The organism is Rhodococcus sp. Ni2 (assembly GCF_021352185.1).
Taxonomy (GTDB): Bacteria; Actinomycetota; Actinomycetes; order Mycobacteriales; family Mycobacteriaceae; genus Rhodococcus_F; species Rhodococcus_F qingshengii.
In genome coordinates this window covers 1,379,932-1,399,127 of record NZ_WOXZ01000002.1, presented here as the reverse complement: position 1 = coordinate 1,399,127, position 19,196 = coordinate 1,379,932, and the positions used below count along the sequence as shown (strand labels likewise).

Here is a 19,196-nt window from a genome sequence, read left to right as displayed (position 1 = left end):
TCGAGCACCACCGCGGCCTCGACGTCGGCGGCATACTTCGCCACTTCGGCCAATGCCGCGACAGTCTTGCTCTCGAAGACGTCACTGGGTGCGAATACGACCCCACGTGCCTTCGCACGAGAGACGAGTTGGATGGACATGATCGAGTCGCCGCCCTGAGCGAAGAACGAGTCGTCGGTGCCGATGCGATCCAGGCCGAGAACGTCCGCGAAGATCTCGCTCAGGATTTGTTCCATCTCGGTGACCGGGGCGCGGAATTCCTTGGTCTCGAAAACCGGTGCTGGGAGCGCTTTTCGGTCCAGCTTGCCTGCCGGACTGAGCGGCATGTCCGAGGAGACCATGACCGAAGCCGGAACCATATGGGCCGGAAGGGTTCTGGAGACGAATTCGATCAATTCCGCCGAAGTGACCGAAGCGTGCTTTCCGGTGAACACGTACGACACCAGCGCCGGGGCACCCGACGGCAGGGTCGTACCCATCGTCGCAGCGAACTCGACCTCGGGGTGTGCCGTCAGCGATGCATCGATTTCGCCCAGTTCGATACGGAAACCGCGAATCTTGACCTGGAAATCGTTGCGGCCCACGTATTCCACGGCGTAGGTGGAGGGTGCCGTTCCAGCGACCCAGCGCACCACGTCACCGGTTCGGTACATTCGCTCGCCCGGATTACCGTGCGGGTTTGCCACGAATCGATCGGCACTCAAGCCTGGACGACGATGATAGCCGCGGGTCACCTGAGGACCGGACAGATACAGCTCGCCCGAGACTCCCAGTGGAACTGGATTGAGTCGTGTGTCCAGGACGAATGCGGCCATGTCACCGATCGTGGCGCCGATGTCCATTCGGTCACCGGGCAGAAGCGGAACGCTGACGTTCGTCACGATCGTCGTCTCGGTCGGGCCGTAGACATTCAGGAATGTCCTGGGAGCCGAAGCCGACGCGGCCGATCCGTCCCCTGTCGTCCACTTGCTGATCAGTTCCGGCGAATACGCTTCGCCACCCACGCCTACCACCGTCAGGTCGTCCAGGCCGCTCGGGTCCATCGACGCCAGGGCAGCGGGTGTGATGAACGCATGCGTGACTCGTTCGCTACGGAACACCTCAGCCAGTTCGTCGCCGCCGTACACGCCAGGCGGGACGATGACCATCGTCGCGCCGGTGGCCACCGCGAGGAACAACTCGAGCATCGACGCGTCGAAACTCGGTGACGCGAAGTGCAATGTCCGCGAGGTGGGCTTCACGAGGTAATGCGCGGCCTGCGTGACACTGAAGCTCGCCAGTCCCGCGTTGGTTGCGACAACGCCCTTCGGCAGTCCTGTCGTGCCGGAGGTGTAGATGACCCAAGCCGGATGAGCAGTCGTCAGTGGACGGACACGTTCCTCGGCATCGATTGGCGCTCCGGACACTCCGGCGATCATCTGTTCGCCGAGCGGTCCGTCCACGACCAACCACTCGACGTCGTCGGCGAGATTCGGACGTTCGACGTCGAGGGTGAGGCCAACCTTCGCACCCGAGTCGCTGAGCATGTGCGCGATACGGTCTGCCGGATAGTGCGGATCGATCGGAACGACCGCTGCCCCGGTCTTCGACACTGCCCAGACCGCGAGTATCGATTCGACGGATCTCGGAATCGACACCGCCACAAGATCTTCAGCCCCGAGACCACGGTTGATCAAAACGCGGGCCAGCTTCGACGACCACTCGTCGACCTCGCAATACGTCATGGACCTACCGGCCGCGGCCTGCGCCGTGCCGGGGTAGCGCAAAGCGACGTTGTCCGGGTAGCGCGCAGCAGCGTCGGCAAGAATCTCGGCCAACGGCGCCTGCGCTACTCCTGACGAAGCCCTTTGACTCGTCAGAACCTCACGCTCGGACGCGTCGAGGATTTCGATGTCACCCACTGAAGTTGCGGGGTCCGTCGCAATTCCGTTCAGAATGCGCATCAATCGTGCGGCGAATCCGCGGACGGTCGATTCGTCGAACAGATCCGTCGCGTACGTGAACGTCGCCGACAGCCCTTCTGATACCTCACTGATCGTGAGCTGCAGGTCGAACTTGGCCACGGTCTCGTCGATTTCGAACTCGGCCGCCGTCAGACCGGGCAGAGCCAACGAGTTCTGCCCCAGGTTCTGAAATGCCAATGCCACCTGGAACAGCGGGTGATGTGCCCTCGACCGAACGGGATCCAGCACTTCCACGAGCCGCTCGAACGGAAGGTCCGAGTGCGCGAACGCCTGAAGGTCGGTTTCCCGAGCCGAGGCCAGAAGTGTTGTGAATGCCGCCGAAGGATCAACCTCGGTACGCAAAACCAGGGTGTTGACGAACATTCCGATCAAATCGTCGAGTTCGGATTCACCTCGCCCGGCCATCGGTGCACCGATGTTGATGTCCGTTGTTCCCGACAGACGAGCGAGAAGCGACGCCAGAGCCGCATGGACCACCATGAACATCGACGCATTGTGTTCCCGGCCCACGCTGATCAGCCGCTCATGCAATTCCTGACCGATCGAGAATTCGAATGTCGCTCCCTGACCGGAGAATACCGCCGGCCGAGCCCGATCGCCCGGAAGATTCAACTGTTCGGGCACGCCGTCCAGTGCTTGCGCCCAGTAAGTGATCTGTTGCGCGATGACGGACTGCGGATCGTCCTCGGACCCGAGAACCTCACGCTGCCACAACGAGTAATCGGCATACTGCACCGGCAACGGCGTCCAGGTCGGAGCCTGGCCGTTGGTTCGGGCGTAGTAGGCGGTCATGACGTCGCGGGTCAACGGGCCCATCGAGAAACCGTCGGTCGAGATGTGATGCACCACGAATACCAGAACGTGCTCGTCGGCCTTGATCTGGAAAAGCTTGGCGCGCAACGGCACCTCGGCCGTCACGTCGAAGCCTGCCGCTACGAAGTTCGTTACCTCGGAAACGATCTCCGAATCCGAGACCGAGGTTGCCGCGAGGTTCACGTCGACATCAGCCGGTGCAACGATCTTCTGGTAGCCGACGCCGTCGACCTCGGGGTAGACCGTGCGCAGAACCTCGTGACGGCCGATAACGTCGGCGACCGCTTGCTCCAGCCCCAAGACGTCCAGCTCTCCGGTGAGAGTTATCGCAACCGGGACGTTGTTCCCTGCCGAGCTCGTATCCAACTGGTTGAGGAACCACATGCGCTGCTGCGCCAACGACAACGGCACCCGAACCGGACGCACCTGCGCAGTCAACGCCGCACGTGAACCGCCACCGACATGAGAACCCAAACGAGCAGCCAACGCCTCCACCGTCGACGCCTCGAACAACTCCCGCACCGACACCGAAGCATCCAACGCCTGACCCAACCGAGACGTCACCTGCGTCGCAATCAGCGAATTACCACCGAGCGCGAAGAAATCATCATCCAAACCAACACGCTCGACGCCCAGAACATCCGCAAACGTCTGCGCAACAACCTCTTCCACCACCGACGTCGGAGCACGGAACACCGCAACCTGCAACGACGGAACCGGCAACGCCCGACGATCCAACTTCCCGTTCACCGTCAACGGAATCGAATCCAACACCACAAACGCCGACGGCACCATGTACTCCGGCAACAACGAACCCACCGACACCCGAAGATCGTCGACCGAAACGCTCACACCCGCAGCCGGAACCACATACGCCACCAACCGCTGATCACCCGGAGAATCCTCACGAACGACCACCGCCGTCTGCGCCACCGACACATCCGCCAACACCGCAGACTCGATCTCACCGATCTCGATCCGGAAACCACGGATCTTCACCTGATCATCCGCGCGACCCAGATACTCCAAATCACCAGCGCTGTTCCACGACGCGACGTCACCCGTGCGGTACAACACCTCGCCGGCATTGAACGGATTCGCCACAAACCGCGTCGACGTCAACCCCGCCTGACCCAGATAACCCCGAGCCAACTGAACACCAGAGACATACATCTCACCCGCGACACCAACAGGCACCGGAGCCAAACGCGTATCGAGCACGAACACCTGCAGACCCGAAATAGCCTGACCCACAACACTCGCCGACGCATCCGCCGCCAACGCAGCATCCAACACACGATGGCTCACATGCACCGTCGTCTCCGTGATGCCATACATGTTCACCAACGTCGGCGCGAAGTCACCGCGGCGGCCGTACCAATCCGACAAGCGACGCAGCTCGAGCGCCTCGCCGCCGAAAACAACCCACCGCAACGACAACTCAGCGGCCCGACCGGATTCCGACGCCAACCGATCAGCCTCGGCCAACTGATAGAACGCCGACGGAGTCTGATTGAGCACCGTCACCCGCTCAGCAGCAAGCAACTCCAAGAACTGCTCCGGCGACCGCGACGTCACATAATCCACAACCACCAACGTGCCGCCGTACAACAGCGGACCCCACAACTCCCACACCGAGAAGTCGAACGCATAACTGTGGAACATCGTCCACACATCGGATTCGTCGAACCCGTACACACCCTCGGTATTCGCAAACAACTTCGCCACCGTCGTGTGCGGAACCTGCACACCCTTCGGGCGACCCGTCGAACCCGACGTGTAAATCACATACGCAACATTCGACGACCGCAACGGCGCAACACGATCCGCATCCGCCACCACCGAACCATCGAACTCCGACACATCCACCGCGTCGATATCAACCACAGGCAAACCAGCGGGCAACACCAACTCACGCCCGGACCACGAAATCGCAGCCACCGGAGCAGCATCAGCCAACATGAACTCGACACGATCAGCCGGATACGACGGATCCACCGGCAAATACCCCGCACCGGACTTCACCACCGCCAACAACGCCACCACAAGATCCGCCGACCGCGGCAACGCCACCGCCACCAACGACTCCGGACCACAACCCTGAGCAATCAACCTGCGCGCCAAACGATTAGCCCGCACCGACAACTCACCATACGACAACGACTCGCCACCGAACCGCACCGCAACCCGATCACCAAACCGCGCAGCAGCATCATCGAACCACGCCGACAACGTCGAATCCACACCACTGTCGACACCCGTGTCGCTCCATGACAGAACGCGATCCAACTCACCGGCGGTCATAACATCCACGTCGCCAACGGCAGCGGCCGGATTCGCGACAACGCCACGGAGGACGGACACGAACCGATCAGCGAACTCGGCCGCTGTCGACGCGTCGAACAGATCCGTCGCGTAGGTCAGGGTGCCGGACATACCGGCGTCAGCGGCGTCTTCAAGTGTGAATTGCAGATCGAACTTGGCCAGTGCTGCGTCGAATTCCACAGCAGCGGCGGTGAGTCCGGGCAGTTCGAGAGCACTCTGTCCAAGGTTCTGGAACGTCAACGCCACCTGGAACAACGGATGACGAGCCTGCGAACGAACCGGATCGAGAACCTCAACCACACGCTCGAACGGAACATCCGCATGCGCGAACGCCTGCAAATCCACCTCACGCGCCGACGCCAACAACTCGGCAAACGACATCGACGGATCAACCTCGGTACGCAACACCAAGGTATTGACGAACATACCGATCACGTCATCGAGCTCGGCTTCACCACGACCCGCGATCGGGGCACCGATCGCAATGTCGGTCGTCGCGGACAGTCGTGCCAACAGCACCGCCAGAGCCGAGTGAACAACCATGAACGGAGTTGCGTTCGTTGCCTTGCCCAGTTCGTCCAGCTCGGACCACAGCTGCGGTTCGATGGTGAAACTGTGATTGGCGCCGCGCCCTGAAGCAATCTCGGGACGCGGACGATCACCAGGCAGATCCAACTGCTCCGGAAGATCAGCCAACGCATCCGACCAGAACGCAATCTGCTTCGCGATCATGGACTGCGGATCGTCCTCGGACCCGAGAACCTCACGCTGCCACAACGAATAGTCGGCATACTGCACCGGCAACGGCGTCCAGGTCGGAGCCTGGCCGTTGGTTCGGGCGTAGTAGGCGGTCATGACGTCGCGGGTCAACGGGCCCATCGAGAAGCCGTCGGTCGAGATGTGATGCATCACGAACGACAACACGAAGTCGTCATCAGCGACCTGAAAAAGCTTGGCGCGCAACGGAACCTCGACAGTGACATCGAAGCCCTGGGCGAAGAGCGAATACAGCTCCGCCTGGATTCGGTCGTCTGTGACGCGTTCTGCGCCGAGATCGATCGAGACATCTTCTACCGAGCATATCTTCTGGTAGCCGACGCCGTCGACCTCGGGGTAGACCGTGCGCAGAACCTCGTGACGGCCGATAACGTCGTGAACTGCCGAATTCAGGGCCGCCAGATCGAGCGCACCCGTGAGCCGAACGGCAACAGGGACATTGTTGACAGCAGAATCGGTGTCGAATCGGTTGAGGAACCACATGCGCTGCTGCGCCAACGACAACGGCACCCGAACCGGACGCACCTGCGCAGTCAACGCCGCACGTGAACCGCCACCGACATGAGAACCCAAACGAGCAGCCAACGCCTCCACCGTCGACGCCTCGAACAACTCCCGCACCGACACCGAAGCATCCAACGCCTGACCCAACCGAGACGTCACCTGCGTCGCAATCAGCGAATTACCACCGAGCGCGAAGAAATCATCATCCAAACCAACACGCTCGACGCCCAGAACATCCGCAAACGTCTGCGCAACAACCTCTTCCACCACCGACGTCGGAGCACGGAACACCGCAACCTGCAACGACGGAACCGGCAACGCCCGACGATCCAACTTCCCGTTCACCGTCAACGGAATCGAATCCAACACCACAAACGCCGACGGCACCATGTACTCCGGCAACAACGAACCCACCGACACCCGAAGATCGTCGACCGAAACGCTCACACCCGCAGCCGGAACCACATACGCCACCAACCGCTGATCACCCGGAGAATCCTCACGAACAACCACCGCCGTCTGCGCCACCGACACATCCGCCAACACCGCAGACTCGATCTCACCGATCTCGATCCGGAAACCACGGATCTTCACCTGATCATCCGCGCGACCCAGATACTCCAAATCACCAGCACTGTTCCACGACGCGACGTCACCCGTGCGGTACAACACCTCGCCGGCATTGAACGGATTCGCCACAAACCGCGTCGACGTCAACCCCGCCTGACCCAGATAACCCCGAGCCAACTGAACACCAGAGACATACATCTCACCCGCGACACCAACAGGCACCGGAGCCAAACGCGTATCGAGCACGAACACCTGCAGACCCGAAATAGCCTGACCCACAACACTCGCCGACGCATCCGCCGCCAACGCAGCATCCAACACACGATGGCTCACATGCACCGTCGTCTCCGTGATGCCATACATGTTCACCAACGTCGGCGCGAAGTCACCGCGGCGGCCGTACCAATCCGACAAGCGACGCAGCTCGAGCGCCTCGCCGCCGAAAACAACCCACCGCAACGACAACTCAGCGGCCCGACCGGATTCCGACGCCAACCGATCAGCCTCGGCCAACTGATAGAACGCCGACGGAGTCTGATTGAGCACCGTCACCCGCTCAGCAGCAAGCAACTCCAAGAACTGCTCCGGCGACCGCGACGTCACATAATCCACAACCACCAACGTGCCGCCGTACAACAGCGGACCCCACAACTCCCACACCGAGAAGTCGAACGCATAACTGTGGAACATCGTCCACACATCGGATTCGTCGAACCCGTACACACCCTCGGTATTCGCAAACAACTTCGCCACCGTCGTGTGCGGAACCTGCACACCCTTCGGGCGACCCGTCGAACCCGACGTGTAAATCACATACGCAACATTCGACGACCGCAACGGCGCAACACGATCCGCATCCGCCACCACCGAACCATCGAACTCCGACACATCCACCGCGTCGATATCAACCACAGGCAAACCAGCGGGCAACACCAACTCACGCCCGGACCACGAAATCGCAGCCACCGGAGCAGCATCAGCCAACATGAACTCGACACGATCAGCCGGATACGACGGATCCACCGGCAAATACCCCGCACCGGACTTCACCACCGCCAACAACGCCACCACAAGATCCGCCGACCGCGGCAACGCCACCGCCACCAACGACTCCGGACCACAACCCTGAGCAATCAACCTGCGCGCCAAACGATTAGCCCGCACCGACAACTCACCATACGACAACGACTCGCCACCGAACCGCACCGCAACCCGATCACCAAACCGCGCAGCAGCATCATCGAACCACGCCGACAACGTCGAATCCACACCACGATCGATCTGGCCGGCACTGAAGCGGGACAGCAGGTTTCGTTCTCCATCGACCAAGATGTCAACGTCACCCACCGCTACGGTGGGATCAGCAGTCACCGCACGGAAGGTCCTTACCAGCCGATCACCGAATTCCACAACGGTCGACTCGTCGAACAGATCCGTCGCATACGTCAAAGAGGCGGACATTCCGGCGGGTGCGCCGGCCTCGTCGGTTCGTTCGGTCAGGGTCAACTGGAGGTCGAATTTCGCCAGCGCAAGATCGGCACTTTCGATCGACACTTCGAGGTCGCCCAGTTCGAGCGTTGTCTGTTCGTGGTTCTGGAACGTCAATGCCACCTGGAACAGCGGATGACGAGCCTGCGAACGAACCGGATCGAGAACCTCCACCACACGCTCGAACGGAACATCCGCATGCGCGAACGCCTGTAGATCCACTTCACGCGCCGACGCCAACAGATCCGTGAACGACATCGACGGATCAACCTCGGTACGCAACACCAAAGTGTTGACGAACATACCGATCAGATCGTCGAGCTGCGCCTCACCGCGACCCGCGATCGGTGTACCGATCGCGATGTCGGTCGTTGCGGACAAACGAGAAAGTACGACGGCGAGCGCTGCGTGAACAACCATGAATGGTGTCGAGTTACTGCTGTGCGCAATCGAATTGACAGCTTCGTGCAGGGTGGCGTCGATATCGAACTCGACCTCGGCTCCGCGCCCTGAAGCGACCTCGGGACGAGGACGATCGGCAGGCAGATCCAACTGCTCCGGAAGATCAGCCAACGCATCCGACCAGAACGCAATCTGTTTCGCGATCACGGACCGCGGATCGTCCTCGGACCCGAGAACCTCACGCTGCCACAACGAGTAATCGGCGTACTGCACCGGCAACGGCGTCCAAGCCGGCACCGACGCTCGTGTACGTGCTTCGTAGGCAACCATCACGTCACGGGTCAACGGACCCATCGAGAAACCGTCGGTCGAGATGTGATGCACGACGAACACCAGAACGTATTCGCTGTCGCCGACTTTGAAGAGCTTGGCGCGCAACGGGACTTCGGACGTCACGTCGAAGCCGACTGTCGCCAGCTCGGCGACGCCCGCAGCCAGGCGATCTTCCGTGATCGACACGGGGCTGAGGTCGACGACAACGTCTTGGACGTCGAGGACGTCCTGATAGCCGACGCCGTCGACGTCTGGATACACAGTTCGCAGTGATTCGTGTCGGCCCACGACATCGATCACGGCGGCGTCAAGAGCTGCCACATCGAGGGCGCCCGAAATCCTGATCGCCGCCGGGACGTTGTTCACTGCCGACGCGGGTTCGAACCTGTTCAGGAACCACATGCGCTGCTGCGCCAACGAAAGTGGGATCCGAGCTGGCCGGGGCTGCTGCACCAGTGGGGCGGTGGCGCCCGAACCGGCGTGCAGCTCGAGCCGGACGGCGAGTGACTGCACGGTCGACGCTTCGAAGAGCGCACGAACCGGAACGCTTGTGTCGAGCGCCTCTCCCAGCCGAGCGGCGACACGGGTCGCGATCAACGAGTTGCCGCCGAGTTCGAAGAAATCGTCGTCGCGGCCAACCTGTGCGACTCCGAGAACTTCGGAGAACACCTGCGCGACAGTCTCTTCGACGGTCGTGATCGGCGCCTGGTACACCTTGGACTCGAACACGGGCGAGGGCAGAGCCTTGATGTCCGTCTTGCCCGCGGTGGTCAACGGAATCGAATCGAGTACCAGTACTGAGTCGGGGACCATGTAGCCGGTCAGGAACGTCGACACCGACTCGATGACCTGTGCGGGATCCACCTCGGCGCCGGCCTGCGGCACGACGTATGCAACGAGACGATCTCCGAAGTGATCGTCGGAACGAACGAGAGCAACAGCTTGCGCAACGCCCGCGCAACGGGTCAGCGCGGCCTCGATCTCGCCGAGTTCGATACGGAACCCACGGATCTTGACCTGGAAGTCACTGCGGCCCACGTACTCCACTGCGCCACCGTCGATCCACCGGACCACGTCACCCGTGCGGTACAACCGCTCTCCCGGCGCCCCGAACGGGTCTGCGACAAAACGACCCGCTGTCAATGCCGGCTGTCCCAGGTATCCACGAGCGACCTGAACACCCGACACGTACAACTCACCTGCGACACCAACCGGAACGGGCTGCAAGCGGCCGTCCAAGATCCGCGCGGCCATTCCCCGAATCGGGCCGCCGATGTTCATACGATCAAACGCGGTCAGCGTATCGCTGATGTTCGAGGCGACTGTCGACTCCGTCGGACCGTACGCATTGAAGAATCCACGCACACCGCCATCCGGAAGCGGCACCGCCCACTTGGCAACGAGAGACCGCGAACTGGCTTCGCCACCGACGACAACCACCCGCAACGCGTCGAGCCCGCTCGGATCCACTGATGCCAGCGCAGCGGGCGTCACGAACGCATGCGTCACGCCCTCCGAGCGCAAGATCTCGGCCAATTCCGCGCCGCCGTACACCGTCGTCGGCGCAATCACCATCGTCGATGCTGCTCCGAATGCCATCAGCAACTCGAGAACAGAAGCATCGAAACTCGGCGAGGCGAAATGCAGCGTCCGAGCATCCGCGGTCAGCGCATAGCGCTCGACCTGCTCGGCGCAGAAGTTCGCCACACCCGCATTGGTGACCACAACGCCCTTGGGCAGACCCGTGGTGCCAGAGGTGTAGATGACGTAAGCAGGCTGCCGCTCGTCGATCGCACTGCGTCGATCCGAATCACTTACCGGCGCGCAAGATTCTGCCGCGCACGCCGCCATTGTCTTCTCGTCGTCGAGAACAACCCACGTCAACGCCGACGGCAATCCTGCCTCGACGTCACTGAGCGCAAGACCCAGCACCGCACCGGAATCGGAGATCATGTGGGCGATACGGTCAACCGGATACGTCGGGTCGACGGGCACGAATGCAGCACCCGTTTTCACCACTGCCCACAGAGCGAGAACCGAATCGGCCGAACGCGGAATCGCGATCGCGACCCGATCCTCCGGCCCGACGCCCTTCTCAATCAGAACACGAGCGAGTCGCGACGACCGCTCGTCGAGTTCGCGGTAGCTGATCGACTGACCGTCGAAGCGAATCGCATCCGCCGACGGATCCAAAGCGGCCGCCGCTGTGAGGATCTCGACCAGGGTTCCCGAGACCGACTGACCTCCATGAACATCGGCCAGCACACCCCGCTCGGCCGCATCGAGAATATCGATGTCACCAACGACAATCGAAGGAACCGACACGACAGTCTCGAGGATACGAACCAGACGCCGAGCAAACCCCTCGACCGTCGAAACGTCGAACAGATCTGCAGCAAACGTGAATTCGGCCGAGAGCCCTTGCTGGATCCCGTCTTCGCCGATCGACTCTGTTACTGCGAGTTCGAGGTCGAACTTGGCAGTGGTCGTGTCGATTTCGGCGGCCTTGATCGCCAGTCCCGGCAGTTCCAATGCCGTTTGCGCGAGATTCTGCAAGGACAGCACAACCTGGAAGAGCGGATGTCTGGCCTGCGACCGGGCGGGAGCCAAGACGTCCACCAACCGCTCGAAGGGCACGTCCGAGTGAGCGAACGCTCCGAGCGCAGAATCACTCGCCGCAGCCAGCAGATCCGTGAATGCCTGGGCCTGGTCGACCTCGGTGCGCAGAACAAGCGTGTTGACGAACATACCGACGAGATCGTCGAGCGCCTCGTCCCCGCGACCGGCAACGGGAGTGCCCACGGCGATGTCCGAGGTCCCGCTCAGTCGGGCCATCAGAACGGCAAGCGCCGAGTGCAACGCCATGAAGAGCGTCGCGTTGTTCTCCCGTGCCAGCGCGTCCAATCGACGGTGCACATCCCCGGAGATCTCGAACGCGAATCGCTCGCCGCGCATCGACGCCACATCAGGCCGAGACCGGTCCGACGGAAGCTCGATCACATCCGGTAGGTCTGCCAGAGTCTCGGTCCAGTACGAGATCTGCTGCGAGATCAGTGATTCCGAGTCCTCTTCCGACCCCAGAACCTCACGCTGCCACAACGAATAGTCGGCGTACTGCACAGTCAACGGCTGCCACGCCGGCGCGATCCCGTCCTTGCGTGCCGAGTAGGCAATCATGACATCGCGAGCCAGGGGCGCCATCGACCAACCGTCAGCGGCGATGTGATGAACCACGATCGCAAGGGTGTGCTCGGTGTCGCTGACCGTCAACAGGCGGACACGGATCGGCACGTCGACGGTGACGTCGATCGCTGAGGATCCGATTGCAGCGACTCGACTTTCGAGCTCGTCCTGATCCGAAACCGACTCCACGGTCAGCCCGCCGAACGCCTCCGAGAGCGACAGAATCGACTGCTTCGGTCCGGAAGCCCCGTCCGGATATACCGTTCGGAGCACCTCATGCCGGGCCAGTACGTCCTCCAGCGCCATTTCCATCGCGGCAGTATCGAGATGACCAGTCAGGTGCAGAGCAAAAGTGATGTTGTAAGCAGCTGAGTCGGTGTCGAAGCGGTTCAGGAACCACATGCGCTGCTGCGCCAGCGACAACGGAATTTCCGCGGGACGCACCTGTGCGACGAGCGCCTTCTGCCCGCCGCTACCTACGTGCGACTCGATGTGTGCGGCGAGCGCCTCGACGGTGGAAACGTCGAATAGCGTTCGCACCGGCACCGTAGTGTCGAGCGCCCGCCCCAATCGGGAGGTGACCTGAGTGGCCACCAGGGAGTTGCCACCGAGTTCAAAGAAGTCGTCGTCGAGGCCGACTCGTTCCACTCCGAGAACATCCGCAATCACCTGCGCGACAATCTCTTCCACCGGCGTGGTGGGTGCACGAAACTCGCGGACCTCGAAAACAGGCTCCGGCAAAGCCCGGCGATCCAATTTGCCCACCGGGGTCAACGGAACCTCAGCGAGTTCCATGATGACGGACGGAACCATGTAGCTCGGCAGAGCCTCCGCCACGAACGAGGCGAGCACGTCCCGATCGAAACTCGACCCGTCAGCCAGTTCGACGTAGGAAACGAGGGTTGTGACACCCGCCGCGCCTTCGCTTCCGACCGTCACCGCGAAGCGCACAGACTCGTGCGAGGACAGAACTGCGTCGATCTCACCGAGTTCGATACGGAATCCGCGAACCTTGACCTGGAAGTCACTGCGGCCGACGTATTCGAGAACCCCCGCGTCACCGCGCGCGTCTCCGCCGGTCCAGCGCACGACATCGCCGGTCCGGTACATTCGCTCGCCATCCGGCGAATACGGGTTGGCGACAAACCGTTCCGCAGAAAGGCCTCGCCGCTCATGGTAGCCGCGAGCCAATGCAGCGCCCGCAAAGTAGAGCTCTCCCCTGGTACCGACTGGAACAGGATGCAGACGCTCGTCGAGTACCAGTGCCGACATGCCCTCGACGGGACGCCCGATGTCGATCGATCGGCCGATCGCGAGATCGCCGAACGACGAGATGATAGTGGTCTCGGTCGGACCATACCCATTGAAGTAGGCGCGCCCTGGGGCCCATTTCGCCAGCAACTCGGGAGTGGTCACGTCACCGCCGACGGAGACGACTCGCAATTCAGGCAGCTCTGCCGGCTCCATGGTCCCGAGTACTGCGGGAGTGATGATCGCGTGTGTGACCTTCTCGGAATGAAGAAGATCCGACAACTCGTGTCCACCGATAATTGTCGACGGAACGATCACCAAAGTTGCACCCGCGGAGAAGGCGACCATCCATTCGAGTACCGACGGGTCGAAGCTCGGTGAACAGATATGGAGGAAGCGCGAGGACTGTTCTACCCCGTAGCGACGCTGTGCTGCGTCTCTGACGCCACGGAGTCCACCGTGAGTGACGCTGACACCCTTCGGTTTTCCCGTGGAACCGGATGTGTAAATGACATATGCAACGTGAGAACTGTGAATCGGAGCAATTCGGTCCTCGTCCGTGACCGGCGCTGAAGATTGCGCCGACAGTTCTCCGTTCAGCGCCTGGCCGTCAAGGACCAACCATTCTGTGACCGCAGGAAGCTGATCTACGAACTGTCCCGACGTGAGTCCGATCGCGGCCGAAGAATCGGCCAGCATGTGCCGGACACGATCTTCCGGATAACTCGGGTCGACTGGGACGTATGCCGCCCCTGACTTCGCCACCGCCCATACTGCACAGACCATCTCGTACGAGCGAGGAAAGGCGAGAGCAACAATGGTCTCGGGGCCGGCGCCACGTCCGATCAGAACCCGAGCGAGCTTCGACGACTGCTCATCGAGCTCTCGATAGGTGATCGATCGACCCTCGAAGCGCACAGCAACCGAATCCGCCTCAGCCGTGCCGGACAGGAAGATGTCGACGAGACTCTGCCGGGGCATCGTGTCATCCGCGGCTACGACCGTCAGATCGGTGCGCTCGGAGCGTGAGAGCAGGTCGATATCGCCGACGATCGTTTCAGGTCGGGTAGCCACGGCATCGAGGATGCGCACGAACCGAGTAGCGAAAGTGTTCACCGTGGCCGGATCGAACAGGTCCGTGGCATAGGTGAAGGTGGCGCTCAAGACGTCCGAGTCTTCGCTGCCTTCAGGATTCTCGGACACCATGAGCTCGAGATCGAATTTGGCGACCGGGACTTCCAATTCAGCTGCAACTGCTTTGACACCTGAGAATTCCAGTTCGCGTCGTCCACTGATCTCCGCAGTGAGCGCAACCTGGAACAGCGGGTGACGAGCCTGCGAACGCGCCGGACTCAGGACTTCGACCAACCGCTCGAACGGCACATCGGCATGCCCGTAGGCAGACAAGCCCGATTCCCTTACCCGAGCGAGCAACTCTTCGAATCGTTCGTTCGGATCGACCTCGGTGCGAAGCACCAGGGTGTTCACGAACATGCCGATCACGTCGTTGAGCGCTTGATCGCCTCGCCCGCCGATCGGGGCACCGATCGCGATGTCGGAGGTACCACTGAGCCGGCTCAACAGCGTTGCATATGCCGCCTGCAACACCATGAACAGCGAGACGCTCCTCGAGCGCGCCAACTCGTTCAACTTGCGCGTCGTGCGTTCGCTGATCTGAAAATGGTGCTTGGCACCGTGATTGGACGCGATGGCAGGACGAGGTCGGTCGGTCGGCAGATCCAACTGATCCGGCAGATCGGCAAGTGCCCGGCGCCAGAAGTTGATCTGGCGAGACGACTCCGAGCGCGGGTCTTCGTCGGATCCCAGTGCTTCGCGCTGCCACAGGGCGTAGTCGGCGTACTGAATCGGCAGCGGCGTCCACGCCGGCGCAGACTTCTCACTTCGCGCCGAGTAGGCGACGAGAAGGTCACGTGCGAGCGGACGGAACGACAGTCCGTCTGCAGCGATGTGATGGAGAACCATCACCAGGACGTAGTCCGTCGGAGACACCTCGAAGAGGGCAACCCGTACCGGGATTTCGAGCGTCACGTCGAAGCCGCGAGACGCCACGTCGAACAGCGCCGCGTCGAGATGCGAATTCCGAATCTTGACCGGATTCAACTCCACCGCGGCCCGGTCGACCGGCAGAACCAGCTGTTGCGCGGTTCCGTCGACATCAGGGTAGATCGTCCGCAAGGACTCGTGTCGCTCGAGAAGATCCATCACCGCGGCATGCAGGGCGGACGGGTCCACCGAACCGGTGAGCCGGACCGTGAACGGAAGATTGTAGGCGGGCGTCGACGGATCGAGACGGTTGATGAACCACATGCGCTGCTGCGCAAGCGAGAGCGGGACGACCTCGGGACGAGGCTTGGCGATCAGCGGGGTGAGCTGCCTGGCGTTGCCCGCCACCGACTCGGCGCGGGCCGCCAGGGTGGCGACCGTGGTGGATTCGAAGAGCTCTCGAACGCCGAGTTGCACTCCCAATGCCGAACCCACTCGCGTCACTAATTGTGTTGCAACCAGAGAGTTTCCACCGAGCTCGAAGAAGTCGTCATCGATACCGACGCGCTCGACACCGAGAACGTCGGCAAACACGTCCGCCACGATGCGTTCGATTTCGGTGCGGGGCTCGCGGTACTGCTTCGCACTCGCGAACACCGGCTCGGGCAACCCGGCACGATCCAATTTGCCACTCGTGTTGAGCGGCAACGCATCGAGCACCATCAACGCGGCCGGAACCATGTACGACGGGAGGCTTCGGCCGGCGAACTCACTGAGCACCGCAGCATCGATGTTTCGGCCTGGACCCGGCACGACGTAGCCGACCAATTGATCACCGGTCGGGGTGACGGTCACCAAAACGACAGCCTGCGAAACGTCGGGGTGCGCCAGAAGGACGGTCTCGATCTCGCCGAGTTCGATGCGCTGCCCGCGGAACTTCACCTGGAAGTCTGTACGCCCGATGTAGTCGAGATTTCCGTCCTCACGGCGACGAACGAGGTCGCCGGTCCGGTACATACGCTCACCGGCCGTGCCGTACGGATTGGCTACGAACCGATCCGAGCTCAGGTCCGGTCGACCAACGTATCCGCGCGCGAGTTGAACGCCGGCGAGATAGAGCTCACCCGGCTGCCCGATGGGGGTCGGGCGAAGTTGCCCGTCCAGTACGTGCGCCTGAGTGTTCCACTGCGGCATACCGATCGGCACGGAAGTAGTATCCGTGGCCACGGCCTCGTAGTACGTGACCGATACCGCGGCTTCGGTCGGACCGTACAGGTTGTGCAGTCCGGCTCCACAGAGTTCGCGGAAGGCGGAAGACGTCTCGGGCGGGAGCGCCTCGCCGATGACAAACACGTGGCGCAACGAATCACAAGATCCGGCAGGTGCATTCGCAGTGAACAGCGTGAGCATGGATGGCACGAAGTCGGTGATCGTGACGCCGAGCTCCGCGATCTTGTTCGCCACGTAGATCGGGTCTCGATGACCGTCCGGAGTCGCGACGACGAGCGTGGCGCCGACCTGCAACGGCATGAAAAATCCCCACAGCGACACGTCGAATGTCGTAGCGGTCTTCTGCAGGTAGATGTCCGACGCCGACAGCCCGTACTCGGCGTTCATCCACTGAAGCTGATTGTTGATCGCCGCGTGAGTGACCGCGACACCCTTGGGTCGACCGGTCGAACCCGAGGTGTAGATCACGTACGCAGTGTTCGAGAAATGCAAGGGAGACAGGCGATCCGCGTTGACGATCGGCCTGCTGTCGAGCTGCCCATAGTCCAGTGTGTCGATCTCGATGACCCGTGTGCCCGAGGGCAGATCCACGTCGTCCCGCGCAGTGGTCACAACACACGTGGGCTGCGCCGACTCGAGAATGTAGGCGGTGCGGTCGGCTGGGTGGTCGGGATCCACCGGTACCCAGGCTCCGCCGGCCTTGGCAATCGCGTACAGACCGACCATCAAGTCCAAAGACCTGCGGATCGACAGTCCTACAAGCGATTCGGGCCCAACACCCATGGCGATGAGTTGACGAGCCAAACCATTTGCGCGAGAGTCGAATTCGGCGTACGTGAGGCTGGCGCCTTCGAAAATGACAGCGGTGGCATCGGGAGTTCTCTCGACCTGACGCTCGAATGCTTCGGTGATGGTCTGCGAGGCAACGTGGAAGCCGGTGCGGTTCCACAAGGCAACCTTGTTTCGCTCCTCGTCGGTTGCGACAGGAAGATCCCAGACCTTGCGGCTCGTTTCGGCCGAGACGAACTTCTCGAGAAACTCTACGAACCGCGAGTGATTTCGCTGGGCGTCCGCGGGCGCGTACAGATTGGGATTCGACTCGAAGTCGATGTGTGTGCGGGTATCGCCGACGCTCTGATACAGGTTGACACCGAGGTCTTCGATCAAACCCGTGGACAAGATGTGAAGTTCGCCGACGAGGGGCCCGAACGCCAACTCGGTGGAAAACATCATGATGTTGATCCAGGGGCCGAAGAATCCGCCCCGGCCCGGCCCGTCCCCGCCGCGAACCATGTCCTCGTGTCGGTATCGCTGGTGGCGCAGTGCGCCGGACATTTCGTTCCTGACATCGTCCAGAAGCTCCTGGACGGTGGTGTCCGCGGTGACGGTCAGGCGCAGCGGCACGACGTTGGAGACCATGCCTCCGGATCGACGCAGCACGGCTGTTGTTCGACCGGAAACGGGCAGACTCAGCGACACGTCCTCTCGTCCGGTCATCTGAGCGAGGTACGCCGCAAACGCCGCGACGACAGTGCCGGCAACAGTGGTCTTCTCGATGCGCTCGAGGAACCGCCCGAGCAGAGCCTCGACGTGGTTGGACAGCGCTGCACTGTCGATCCGACTGACTGGAGCCGGCGCGGCACTTCGACCCGCGAGGCTCGAGATCTCGTCGAGATTCTCGATCTTGTCTGCCCAGTACTTGCGATCGGTTTCGAAACGACTCGACTGGCGGTACTTGTTGTCCACCTCGTAGACGTTCCGGAGATCGGAGGCCTCACTCGGCTCCGGATCCCGGCCCTCCACGCGCGCCGAGTACAGCTCCGCCACACGAGTGACGAACGTCGACGCACCGAAACCGTCGAGAATTGTGTGGTGGACCCGTGTGTACCAGTAGTAGCGATTCTCGCCGAGCCGCAGGATCGTGGCAGAGATCAAGCGGTCCGTGAGCATGTCGATCGGCCGGCTGCGATCTGCTCGCATCCACCGCATGGCAGCGTCGTGCGAGTCGTCTTCACTACGAAGGTCGACGTAACCGACCGAATCATCGAGTGCGGGGTCGATGATCTGGTAAGGCTGGGCGTCGATCTCGAAGATCCGGACGAAGGCCGACCCGATTTCGCGACCGGCGTCTGCGCAGGCCTGCCGAAGGGCGTCAAGTTCCAGAGCACCACGGAGTTCGACGTACTGAGCGATGTTGACCGGAACGGCGGGATCGAGGTGTTGCGCGAACCACATACCGAGCTGGGCCGCGGAAAGCGGGAATGCGTCGGATCGCTGAACGTCTTCCGGCGAGCTGCCGACCTCCGGCTTGCCGCTCCCCAGTTCTCCGTTACCCAGCGAATTCACGCCCAC

General features: G+C 61.9%; 1 protein-coding gene (running past one end of the window). It reads right to left on the bottom strand.

Features of this window, described 5'->3' with window-relative positions:
• Positions 1–19,196 carry the 5' portion of a non-ribosomal peptide synthase/polyketide synthase gene (locus GN300_RS20110; protein ID WP_374229176.1) on the bottom strand. 9,577 nt of this gene lie to the left of the window's left edge, so 19,196 of the gene's 28,773 nt are visible here — the first part of the coding sequence; its start codon is at positions 19,194–19,196; its stop codon lies beyond the left edge, outside the window.